Genomic DNA, 12171 nt, shown 5'->3' with positions numbered 1-12171 from the left:
TCAGTAGCTTCCTTTGACCGGAGAAAGAGAAAGATATGTCTGTAGAGTGGCTTGTAATACCAGCTGTACAACAGGGTGAAGGCATCCCTGTCGCCCCTGGAGCAGCGCTCCTTAATGTATAATTCATCCCTGTCAGCCAGCATGGTAAACACTTTGATTGGTCAGTCAAGTATACAGAAAAAAATGTCTTTCCATTTATTTTTTTAGAGCGGGGAAAGATCCGGCCTGCTTTTGTAGGGGCAATATTGTTTTTTGTCGACGGTTCGGCTTCTATGTCGCCTTTGCTGGCAGAGGCCGGAGTGCGTAATTAATTTGCCCCCGGAACCGCAAAAAGGTTTCGATCCGATTATGAAAATGAAGTCAGTTAGTTTATTGACAGGTATCGTTTTCCTGTTTCTGATGATCTCCTGCAAGAAAAGTGGAGGTGGTGATGAATCTATTCCGATGGTGGCTGTGCCGAAAGAACATGGCACTCCCCTGGGAACTGCTGTAACCAAAGTGATTGGTCCGGCAGGTGGAAGCATCGCAAGTGAAGATGGCCGGATGAGTATTGTTGTTCCTGCAGGAACAGTGAATGCAAATACCACTTTCTCTGTACAACCAGTAACCAATACGCTGGGACTGGGTTCAGGACTGAGTTACAGGCTGCTGCCTGAAAATGTAACGTTCAATAAGGATGTAGAGATCCGCTTTAATTATAATGAACAGGACCTGGAAGGTACGGAGGAAGATTATCTCTACCTTGCTTTTCAGAATGCTGAAGGGTATTGGGCCCGTGTACGGAACAGGACTATAGACAAGGCCAATAAGGTTCTAAAAGTAAACACAAGGCATTTCAGCGACTGGTCTGTTGAAACTTCCATCAAGCTGGTCAATCGGGGAAAGTCAGTGCTGACGGGAGGCGAAACAACCAGTTTTGCAGTTGTTGTAGATCCTGCGTTGCAGAAAACTGAGCTCGAGGACATGACTGATCTGTTAGGCCCTGAATATGTTGTGATGGACAGGAATATCAAAGAATGGAAAGTTTTTGGTGCCGGTTCCATCACAAAATCTCAAACGCTGGAAGCTACTTATAAAGCACCTGCAACCGTTGCTGCAGCGTCTACCGATATTGTAGAAGCAACCGTGGTGGATATTCTGAACTGGAGAGATCCCACTGAATACGGCACTACCGGTACATTGATCATCCGTGCCAATGTTCAACTGGAAAAAGACGAATATTTCTTCTGGTCATTGAAGGGGGCAAAGTTTTCCGGTGGGTCAACGGTGGCACAGGCTGCCAATGGCATAACTGCCGTTTCTGTGTACAATGGTGCAAATGTATTGAGCATCCAGTTCACCGGGCAGCGCACTGGTTCTTTCAGTCCGGGTGATATGAACGAAAGCGGAAAGCTGGCAGTGCTGGCCTCCATGGATGGAAAGATCTACCAGACAAACCATAGAAAATGCGGAAGCAATCAAACTGAATACAGTCAGGGTAGCCTTTCCATCACTAAATACGGCGATGCAGGCGGTTATATTGAAGGTACTTTGTCAGTGGGTTCCACTCACTTTGAGGAGTGTAATATAGAAAACGGAATGATACTCGGCAGTTTCAGAGTGAAGCGGAAGTCATAGTAATCGCCTTTCCTCAGCGGTGAAGTCGCTCGCGTCCCCGCGAGTGACCCATATTTGTTCGCCTCTGGCGAACACCGCGTCGCCAGAGGCGACGGAATATAAGTAACTCGCGGGGACGCGAGCTACTGGGCACACGCTGACAAAATTCAACAATCATGAGTTTTAATATAGACAAACAAACACTCGACGAGCTCAACCTCCTCGGCAAGTTCCGAACAGATTCGGTATACCATCTGTTCAACCGGGTGAAGACCCGTGGTGGAGAACATCTGCTCGATCATATGTTCAGGAACCCGCTCACAGATGCAGCGGCCATCAACGAGCGCAGCAGCACTTTCCGGAATTTCCAGCAGGCCGGCATGAGCTTCCCCTTTGATGTGCAACAGGTGAACCTCATGCGGGAGTACCTGGATATCCGGGGCAGCAATAATACCGCTATCGCCATGGCGGGTACCTTCGTTAGGAAAATGCTGGCCAGCATTACACGGGATGAGGCGTTCAAGAAGAACGTACAGGGCTTGCAGGCAACCATCGTTACGCTCAATAAATGTTATGCATTTACCGACAGCATCAGGCTCCCCTATGGTGCATACACAGAGCGTATCAATGGTATCAGGACTTTACTACTGGATAAAAAGCTGGAGAAACTCAGGAACATCGATATCTACCAATCCCTGTCCGTTCAAACCATCGGGTACTATAATCATCTTCTAAAGAACCAGTTTGCAGCCCAGCTGGAAGACCTGCTGCAGTTCATATACGAAGTAGACATGTACATTGCAGTGAGCGATGTGGCCAGGGCGAAAGGTTTCAACTATGCCACAGCTTTACCCGCAACACAGAATACCCTTCTCGTTGAAGACCTGCGCCATCCCTGCATTGACAAAGCCATCGGCAATACCCTGCTTATGGACAGAAACAGGAACGTGATCTTCTTAACCGGGGCCAATATGGCGGGGAAATCCACCCTGATGAAAAGCATCGGCATCGGGATGTACCTGGCGCATATGGGATTTCCGGTAGCTGCATCAGGGATGGAGTTTTCTGTACGCGATGGCTTGTATTCCTCCATCAACGTGGCCGATAATATCGGGCTTGGTTACAGCCATTTCTACGCCGAGGTGGTCCGCGTAAAACAAGCCGCAGATGCGGCTGCCAGCGGCAAACGATTGTTGCTGATGTTCGATGAATTATTCAAGGGAACGAACGTAAAAGATGCATATGACGGTACACTGGCCGTTACGGAAGGCTTTGCAGATTATCACGCTTGCTTGTTCATCGTTTCCACGCATATCATTGAAGTGGGCGAAGCATTGAAGCAAAGAAAAAATATCCATGCTGTTTTTATGCCTACTATAATGGAAGGATCAAGACCGAGGTATACTTATAAGCTGGAAGAAGGGGTAACGGAAGACAGACAGGGCATGATGATCATCAGGAATGAAGGGATCCTGGAATTGCTGGGCAGTTAATTATCATAAAAAAGTAAAGTCATGAATTTCATTTCAAAAACAAAATCCGGGCCTGGCCAATGACCAACCCGGATTTTCTACAGAATACCGGCGTATTCAACCTCTATAAAGCCGGCTTACAACAAGCGCTCATGGCTGCACGCTAAATAAATATTTTTCAAATACAAGGAACTGCATCGTCTGCTATTGCTGCTATTTACAGCAGTTTATTCAATAACCCAAGCAAATGAAACTCCGGATTATATTTAGGTTTGACCGGAGGGTTCATGGCTACCAGATTCCCGTTTTTATCCAGCAATATTGTTTGAGGAGCCCCCTCAAATCCATAAAATTTATATAATGGGCTGTCTTCTCCCATAAAATGATCATTAAGCGCAATAGCCTTCTCATGGTGATACTCAAATGTCTTCAGGCTTTTTTTCCATACATCAGCTTTTTTATCAGTAGAAATACTTAATAAAACGAAATCTTTATTTACCCGGAACAATGAATCCATCACCGGCTTCAGGCGTTCATTCATGACTGCGCACATACCACAACCGGTATGCCAGATATCGATGAATACCACCTTACCTTTGAAATCCCTCAACTTTACCTTGTTTCCTGCTGAATCATAGAAAGAAAAATTCCTGGGCGTAGCTCCGGGAAAAGAAGCCCCTAAAAAATACTGTAGAGGGGGGCGGTTTTTATAAGATGTCACCATTGCATCAGCCCTTTGGCGATAAACATCCGTACTATCAGTCAGATCATTCAGATCAGTATTGCTTAATAGTTTCAAGAGCAATACCTCTCTTAACTTTTTATTCTCTACCTCAGAGATCAGATGAAATATATCCTTATACCAGGAATTCATCTTTCCATACAGCATGGATTGCAATAAAATCCTGCTAAATAAATATTGGGGCAAATACATTGAATTCTCTGCTCCTTCCATCATCTGCTTTGGAATCCTGGAATTCAAAATTGAATCTTCAAAAAAATCCCTCACCACAGCGTGCAACTCAGTTTTACCAGGATTCGTACGGACCAGTCTATACAAGTTCTGAACAACTTTATATCTGGCAGCATATTCATTCTCAAGCTCCATTACCGAAAGCGCTGCTTTGCCAATGGAGGCAGCATTTTTACCAGCAAACCCTGATTTTTTACGACCTAATTGAACTGCTTTCAGATGATTATCCAACAAAACCTGGTAATCAAGAGTATACCATGATTCTTCGGGAATCCCTTGAATTCCTTCCATCTCCTTTTGGATCAAAACCCTCCTCGCTCCAATCCCGGACACACTGGCCTTGGTGGCAGTGATCAAAAAGTTCAGAGAATCATTATCCATGATCAACATCTTCTGAGGAAGATTCTCAAATGAAGTGGCAAATTTTTCTTTCACCTCCAGGTAGGTAAATGGCTCATCCATTCTCATCACAAAGGAGAATTTACCATTATCGACAGGTATCCTGAAAACTCTTGCAAACTTGTAACTTTTCACAAGGGCTTCATTGTCGTATTTATAAACAACAAGAGTGTCAAATCCTTTACCGCCCTTTACAGTACCGCTCAAAACAACACGCTTTTGAGCAAACCCTGAACTAAACATGAAAACGGCAGTCACACAAAGCAGAAATATTGCAATCTGATTATATTTCATATTATTATTTTTAGATATTCTATCTTTCATTTTGTAAAACACCACTCAATAAAACTTCGTCATCCGGTATCGGCATAACATATTTCGGACTATTGGGAGGAAGTTCATACCGAACACCATCGATCATACGTTCGAGCGTAATATTTGCACCATGCATATTATATCTCTTCAGATCATACCATCTTTGTCCGCGCCAGACAAGTTCTTTTCTTCGTTCAGTCAGGATCAGATCCAAAGCATCTGTCTGATTGCCTGCTGATGCTTCCGGATAAACCGCGGCGTTATTCCATCTTGTCCTTAAAAGTGTATTCAGATCTTGCATAGCTTCTGAGACATTATTCATCCTTGCTGCGCTTTCGGACCGGATGAGGTACAGCTCACTCGTTGTAATGCCGGTATAGGGATACACATATCCATTGTATGTTATCTTCATAACAGGTAGCCCGGATGCAATCCTGAAAAAAATCTCTTTTCTGAGGTCATTGCTGGCATACATCCTGTACAGATTAGAATCAACAGGTGTAGTAGCACCAAGGATCAAAGGAATTGTATAGTTGTAAGTAGGAACCTGATTGATCACATACACCAATTCATCATTGGTTGTGGATAAAGGGGAAGAAGAAGTCTTGCTCAGTGAATTGTAATCCACCAGCTTATTATACAATTTCAAACTTGAATCTGCATACAAACCTGCCTTCTCATAGTTTCTGACACTTAAATAAACTCTGGCCAGCAAGCCATATACTGCTTGTTTTGACGCCCTGTTCCGGTTGATCGGCTCATAAGAAACAGCAGTAAGGTCCCTTGCACGAAATATATCAGAAAACACCTGATCGTAGGATTCCTTTACTGATGCCCGCTGCTTAAGTTCATCAATGTTAGCTGACAAACGCAGTGGGATACCGGGGTCTTGCTGCATCGAATTACTGTCTACCGACCTGGCAAAGCACTGCACCAACTCAAAGAATGCAGAAGCCCGTTTCAGCAAAGCAGTAGCCAGAACATTCCTGCCTTGTTGTCCGTTCAGTAGTTTTGAATCAGACTTCTCTAATTGTTCGATCACTACATTCGCATAAAAAACAGCTTTGTATGCCTGGTTCCAATCCAGTATTTTGGACTGTCCATTCAGCAGGTCGCTTTCCCAGGTATAGGCATTTCTTTCTATAACTGATGACGCAGATTGTAAATCAACAAGCGAGGGATAATAATAATCATCGCAGGACAACTGAGGCAGCGCAGGGGAAAAATCCTGAACATTGTCAAGCAACTTGATCATATCATCCAATGTTTCAGGGATAATTATATTAGAATTAGGCTTTGCATCCAGGAACCTATCCTTGTTGCAGGCTGGAAGTGAAAAGAGCAAAGCCAATAACGTGATCAAATAAAATGTATTACGCCTCATATATTCATTTAAAAGTTGTATTAATTCCTATTGAGAAGGCAACCGGTTGCCGGGGTGAATAAATACCCTGGTTTACATAATCAGGATCGAGCCCTGATCTGTTAGCTCTCCAAAGGATCAGATTCAGATTGGTAGCATAGGCATACAGGCGCATGGAAGAGAAAGGGCTGCGTCTCAGGCTATGTTCATTAAAAGAATATGAAAGCTGAAAATCATAGATGCGGATATGATCTCCTTTTTCAACAAGGATCTCTGAGTTTGTGTAAACACTGTTCCGCAGATCATTATTCGGGTAAACCAGGGCAGGAACATTAGTAATCAGCTCATCGCCGGGCTTTTGCCATCTTTGAGAGTAATCTGCAACCAGATAAGAAAACCCACCATTGACCACAATTTTTGAATAATCAAGACTCCCCCGCCTGATAAAATATCCAAGCTTATACGTGGTATTGAATGAAAATTCAAAATTCCGGAAGCCAAAACTATTCCTTAATGAGCCATAACAAACCGGAGTTGCAGGTCCGTTATATATAACCTCATCGAGGTTCACAGAATTGACAATCTTACTATACTCCTGGCTTTCTTTTCCATTCAGATAACCGATCGGATTGCCGGCATTATCCAGGCCACCCCACCTGTAGCTGAAAATGGCGGAGTAAGGCTTGCCAACCATCGGATTAGTATAGTTTCCGTTAATCAGATTTCCTGCTGTAGGTTGTTTTATATTGTATTGGGTAATCTCATTGGTATTTAGCTGGAACAACAAATTTGCAGTCCATTGAAATGGTTTACTGAAAATATCTGCGCTTAAATTAAGATCAACACCTTTCGTACGGGTATTGGCTGTATTTCCTGTAAACTGAATAACCCCTGTCTGAGGTGCAATCACGCTGTTGCCGATCAGATTCAATCCCTCTTTCAAATATCCTTCAACACTTCCTCTTATTTTTCCGTTTCTGGATGCAAACTCAAGTGCCAAATTTGTATTATTAACCTTTTCCCACTGTAAAGAAGGATTAGGAGGATTGATGATAGAAAGGATTGCTTGCCCCATCTGGTTCAGGGACAATTGGCCTGCTGTTGTATAGGCTGACAGATTTTTTGAGAGATTTCCGTTATATCCTTTGGTTAATTTCAGCTTGAGCCTGGGAAGCCATCCTACCTTATAGAAGTCTTCTTTACTGATATCCCAGGCTATTCCAGCAGACCAAAGTGGAACACCTCTCATATTTGCGGACACCCCAAACAAATTAGATTCATCTTTTCGTAAGCTGCCGGAAAGAATGTATTTACCGGCATAGGTATATGCACCATTAAAATAAATGCTAATAAATCTGTCAAGTGTTTCTGAATTTGAGGGACCGCTAACCGGTAGCCGCCCAGAACCCTTTGTTACAAAATTCACGTAATTATTGACGGGGTCTACAGCGATACTACTGGCCGTTGACTGGTTATAACCATAGAGCGTATTAGACCTTGCGGAAGTCCCGATCTCACGGATCTCAAGCCCTCCCAATGCAGTCAACTCGTGATCACTTCCCCAATTAAGATCATAATTCAACTGTGCACGGCCAGAGTTAGACCTGATGGATTCAATGCTAAATGAAAAGATATCTCCCAACGGTATTGGCCTGATCACAGAGTTATTCGCATAGTTGACCTGGGTGTATTGATTGATAAGATCTCTGACAAAGTAAGAATCGCCTGTACGGATCGAATTTGATTCACGGGTCCCTTTTTTCAGTTGATAAACGAACCCGGCCTTTAGCCCTTTTAATATTTTAATATCAAGCCCAAAGTTGATATTGTAGTCTATCAGATTGCCACGACTATCAGTCCCCTGCTCTTCCAAAGGCCTATAATCCCAGTTCAGCAAATTACCATTCCCGGCAGTGTCCTTATAGGATTTCCGCCACTGGTTAACCACTGCGGCAGGTTGACCGTTCGCATCTCTCAGCCGCTCGTAAGGCTTTACCGGTGAATAGTTGGACAAACTGCTGCCGGATTTTGCATTTGTCAGTATGATACCGGAAGTAAACTGAACCTTGTCTTTATAGAGATGATAGGTGTTATTTGCTGTTAATGTCAGGCGTTTGGAATAGGTTCCCATCCGGTTAGCCAGGTTATCATCATACCCGACAGAAAAATAATACTTATTATTATTGCCACCTCCAGACACATTTAAAAGGTACTGTTGCATCACTGTACTTCTTAAGAAAAGATCAGCATACTCCTGGATTCCATTATAATTTCTCAGTTCATCCAGTTGGGCTGCAGAGTCAGCAGCAGAGATCAGTCCCAATTTCCGGTTTTGTAAAATGGCCACTGCAGGAGAGGCTATATTGTAAGCATTGTTGAATCTTGAATTGTACAATCCTCTCCTGAACAAATTCTCTTCCAGGTTCACATACTCCTCCGAAGTTAAATGAGGAACAGAGAACAAATCCTCTTTCCCTTGCACGGTTACGTTTCCTGTGAAAGAGATCTTAGGCCTCTGATTAAGCCTGCCACGCTTTGTAGTAATCACTATCACTCCATTTCCTGCCCTTACTCCCCAGATTGAAGCAGCAGCGGCATCTTTAAGCACTGTGATATTTTCGATATCATTGGGATTAATATTCTTGATATCTCCGTCGTAGGGGAAATTATCCAACACAATCAGAGGGTTTGCATTGGCAAAAATGGTGCTGCGACCGCGGATGTTTATGGCAGGCTCATTAATTGCCTGGTTCTTATTAAAGAAAACGCCACTGGCCACATTATTGATCCTGTCCAGTATATTGGTAGAAACACTCCGGTTAATCAGCTTATTATCTATAAAATCAAAACTACCGGTAGTTCTCTCCCGGGATATTTGCTGATAGCCGGTAGAAACTACAGCAGCAGTATCTAAAAGGTTATCGATCCTCAGCAAGGAGATGTTTATAAATTCCTGTTCTGTTATACTTACTTCCTTCGGCTTGAATCCTATATAAGAAACAATGAGTGTCTCACCTATCTGCCCTGGTATAGAGAATCTGCCAGAAGCATCTGTTGTTACAGAAACTCTAGTTTGCTTGTTCATAACCGTTGCACCCATTAAGGCAGCACCATTGTTATCTTTCACTATCCCGGCAACAGCCTTTACTTTTATTTCGGGTATAGTGAATGTGATTTTCTCTCTTGCTGTTTTTTGAGAAATAAAAACAGTATTGACCTTTATGGAATACCGGAAAGGCTGACCGGCCAGTAACCGGTCAAGGAACGAACTCAGCGGCTCGTTTACGGCTTTAATATTCACAGGCTTTGCCAACTTCAATTGCTCAACATCATAAGCAACTGAATAACCGGTCTGAGATCTGATGGCTGAAAAACACTCCTCAAGCGAAACGTTTTTACCGGAATAGGTAATATGTTGTGAAAATGCAGTTGCGCTCACTTGCAGGCAAAATGCCAATATAATGAAGGCAGTTAGTTTCATGATGCGAAACAGTTGATTACATCGGCAAAGACAGTAGCCCGGGGGCAAAAAAGAGCCTTTACCAAAAGCAGGGGATTGCATAGATTTGCAATGATTTTGGGTTGAAGAAACAATTGACGACAGAAAATTTGTTAGTTGGGTCAGCCTGAAATCGTCCGCCGGAGGTGCTCGAATCACTTCCGGCTTTTTATTGCAGCAGACTCTTAAGCAGCGACTACAGCATTAAGCAAGATTTTGGTGAATGAATTAAGATTACGATAACAGCAATCATTCACAGGCAGGTTTATTGATAAGATTTGTTGATTATGACTTTTAAGGCCCAACGATCAGTTTACGGCCTTCCAGCTTGCATTCCAGCCCCATTTCTTGTAAGCCTTCTATTACCTGTAACAGACCGAGGTTTCGTCCTATTTCTCCTCCCAACGTCCTTGCAGGCGGCACACCCGATCTATATACGATCTCTACATCATACCATCTGGCAATCTGCCTCATTAATTCGCCAACGCTGTTACCACTAAAAGCAAACACAGCATTTTTCCAGGCCATTACTGCCACAATATTTATCCCTGATGAAACTTTAATTTTTCTTACATCATGAGCAATTACGGCTTGTTTACCAGGCTCCAGCATAGCAGTTCCTATTTCGTTTCTAACGCGTACCACCCCTTGCAAAAGCGTAACACGGACAGCTGTTTCATCATTATATGCATTGACATTGAAGTTTGTCCCCAACACCTCAATTGTTTCAGTTCCATTTATTCTCACAAAAAAAGGTTTACGGGAATCCGCCGCAACCTCAAAGTAAACTTCACCTGTAACCTGAACACATCGTTCAGAACCAGAGAATCTTGTCGGGTACCTGATAGAACTCGCCGCATTCAACCATACTTGCGTGCCGTCCGGTAATTTAACCTGGAATTGCCGCCCCTTCGGAGTGCTCATGGTATTATAAGCAACTTTGTCAGATACACCTTTATCAATATCATATGAAAGTTGCCCGTTATTCAGTACCGCCCGGGCACCTTTCTGCTCAGCCACTATCCCATTACCCAGGCTATCCAGCACAACCTGCTTTCCGTCTGAAAGGGTCAACACAGCCCCCTGACTGCCCGGCAAAATGGTATCATTTTTTTCCGGTTCTGCAACCAACTCCTTATCCGGTATTTTACCAGATTGATTCCATAGATAACCAGCTATGCCTAATACCAGGATCACAGATGCAGCCAACCACCATTTCCTGAGGAAATTACCTTTTACAACAGCAGTCTCCTGTTCAAACAAAAGAGATTCAAGCCTGAGCAGCACTCTGTCTTCAGACCGTTCCCGTTCTTTATTTTGAAATCTTAGAAAGTAGTCCCGTAACTGTTGCTCATCCTGTAACTGATCATAAAAAAACCGATGACTCGCCGAAACATCCAACCAATCGGCCAAAGCAGAATTTTCCTCTGCCGATAAAGGCTCGGAAAACTCCTTAAAAATGAGTGCTGCTATCTTTTCCGGAAGATTCATATATTAAACGACACGCAGAGGATAAAAACGTACCAGAAGATTGGAAAGAAATATTTCAGGCCAGAAAACGGCTCTCCTGGTGGGTGATCAGGAGCAACAACAAAAGCAGGTGTGGTTCATTGGACAGCGCCAGTTTGAGGATCCGGATGGCATTTGCTTTCTGGTTCTTGACGGTCTGAACATTCAGGCTTAACTTTTCGGCAATTTGTGCAGGCTTTAGCCCATCCTGGTAAGACATTAAAAAAATAGCGCGCATCTTAGCAGGTAACTGATCAACCTGCTCACTGATCCTTTTCATCAATGCCAACTGCACCTGTTCCAGGGAAAAATCGGCCGCAGGTGCTTCGGATTCCAATAGATGGATCAACTCTTCCTGCTTGCGGGTCCTCAATTGCTGGTCCCGCAGAAAATTAAGACATTGATTCCTCACTATCACATGCAGGAAGGCTGTCACTGAATCCAGACTATGAAACTCAGTCCGCCTGCCCCATAACTTTGCATAAGCATCAGCCAATACATCCTCTACATCTGCTTCCGATTCAATATACCTCCGCCCATACCAGTACAAACGTTCATACAACAGGTGATAAACACTGGTGAACGCAGCCTGATCACCGGAATTGAACCGCTGCATGAGATCAAGAGAATGATATGAAAGAGAGTCTACATTCAAAAAGCAAAAATTATGCAGATTTAAAACAGATTTATTCCAGGTACATTCGCTGGGATATTGACCAGGAAGGAAAGGTTCAGTAAAAATGCAAATAAATGGTTTTAATGGAAAGCCAATATTAAGAAATCTTTGCTAACAACACAAAGATGAAAGTTTCCTGCCCGTAGAGTTAAAGCCTTAGCTGAACAGCCAGTGAATTACCGGCACGCTGATACAGTAAAAGGGCCGACCCATGCTGGTCAGCCCTCTTGTTTCAACCCCGTTGTTTGTGTGTTTGCTACTAATACTATTTCAGTTCTCCGAAGAAGAAGCCATTGGGATCGTTCACATTGAACAAGCCTCCCATCGGAACGGCTGAAGCGGTATTGGCTACGTATTCAAACCTGAATG

At 43.5% G+C, this 12171-nt stretch carries 7 protein-coding genes; 2 read left to right on the top strand and 5 right to left on the bottom strand.

The window, feature by feature from the left end; translation table 11 throughout:
• The first annotated feature begins 348 nt into the window (after positions 1-348).
• Positions 349-1617, top strand: a complete 1269-nt coding sequence (locus ACTHMC_RS14325) for a hypothetical protein (RefSeq protein WP_440413989.1) — start codon at positions 349-351, stop codon at positions 1615-1617.
• Positions 1618-1772: 155 nt separating this feature from the next.
• Positions 1773-3089: a MutS-related protein gene (locus ACTHMC_RS14320; RefSeq protein WP_440413988.1), complete on the top strand. Its 1317-nt coding sequence runs from the start codon at positions 1773-1775 to the stop codon at positions 3087-3089.
• Between the two features lie 196 nt (positions 3090-3285).
• Here the strand turns inward: ACTHMC_RS14320 and ACTHMC_RS14315 are convergent, their stop codons facing one another.
• From ACTHMC_RS14315 to ACTHMC_RS14295, 5 genes are all read right to left on the bottom strand, one after another.
• Entirely contained in the window at positions 3286-4734 is a 1449-nt protein-coding gene (locus tag ACTHMC_RS14315) for a redoxin family protein (RefSeq protein WP_440413987.1), read from the bottom strand.
• A gap of 19 nt (positions 4735-4753) precedes the next feature.
• Entirely contained in the window at positions 4754-6139 is a 1386-nt protein-coding gene (locus ACTHMC_RS14310) for a RagB/SusD family nutrient uptake outer membrane protein (RefSeq protein WP_440413986.1), read from the bottom strand.
• 4 nt (positions 6140-6143) lie between these two features.
• The gene (locus tag ACTHMC_RS14305) at positions 6144-9599 is read right to left on the bottom strand and encodes a SusC/RagA family TonB-linked outer membrane protein (RefSeq protein ID WP_440413984.1); all 3456 of its coding nucleotides are present in this window, start codon (positions 9597-9599) and stop codon (positions 6144-6146) included.
• A gap of 312 nt (positions 9600-9911) precedes the next feature.
• Positions 9912-11108: a FecR family protein gene (locus ACTHMC_RS14300; protein WP_440413983.1), complete on the bottom strand. Its 1197-nt coding sequence runs from the start codon at positions 11106-11108 to the stop codon at positions 9912-9914.
• A 55-nt stretch (positions 11109-11163) separates the two neighbouring features.
• Positions 11164-11742, bottom strand: coding sequence for an RNA polymerase sigma-70 factor (locus ACTHMC_RS14295; RefSeq protein ID WP_440413982.1), 579 nt, complete (start codon positions 11740-11742; stop codon positions 11164-11166).
• Positions 11743-12171 lie beyond the last annotated feature (429 nt).

This window comes from Pseudobacter sp. (assembly GCF_051955275.1).
Taxonomy (GTDB): domain Bacteria; phylum Bacteroidota; class Bacteroidia; order Chitinophagales; family Chitinophagaceae; genus Pseudobacter.
This window is presented reverse-complemented; position numbering and strand designations above follow the sequence as displayed.

Excerpts from the sequence above, each read along its gene's own strand:
- ACTHMC_RS14325 (WP_440413989.1), top strand. The coding sequence starts at position 349 with ATGAAAATGAAGTCAGTTAGTTTATTGACAGGTATCGTTTTCCTGTTT.
- ACTHMC_RS14320 (WP_440413988.1), top strand. The coding sequence starts at position 1,773 with ATGAGTTTTAATATAGACAAACAAACACTCGACGAGCTCAACCTCCTC.
- ACTHMC_RS14315 (WP_440413987.1), bottom strand. The coding sequence starts at position 4,734 with ATGAAATATAATCAGATTGCAATATTTCTGCTTTGTGTGACTGCCGTT.
- ACTHMC_RS14310 (WP_440413986.1), bottom strand. The coding sequence starts at position 6,139 with ATGAGGCGTAATACATTTTATTTGATCACGTTATTGGCTTTGCTCTTT.
- ACTHMC_RS14305 (WP_440413984.1), bottom strand. The coding sequence starts at position 9,599 with ATGAAACTAACTGCCTTCATTATATTGGCATTTTGCCTGCAAGTGAGC.
- ACTHMC_RS14300 (WP_440413983.1), bottom strand. The coding sequence starts at position 11,108 with ATGAATCTTCCGGAAAAGATAGCAGCACTCATTTTTAAGGAGTTTTCC.
- ACTHMC_RS14295 (WP_440413982.1), bottom strand. The coding sequence starts at position 11,742 with ATGCAGCGGTTCAATTCCGGTGATCAGGCTGCGTTCACCAGTGTTTAT.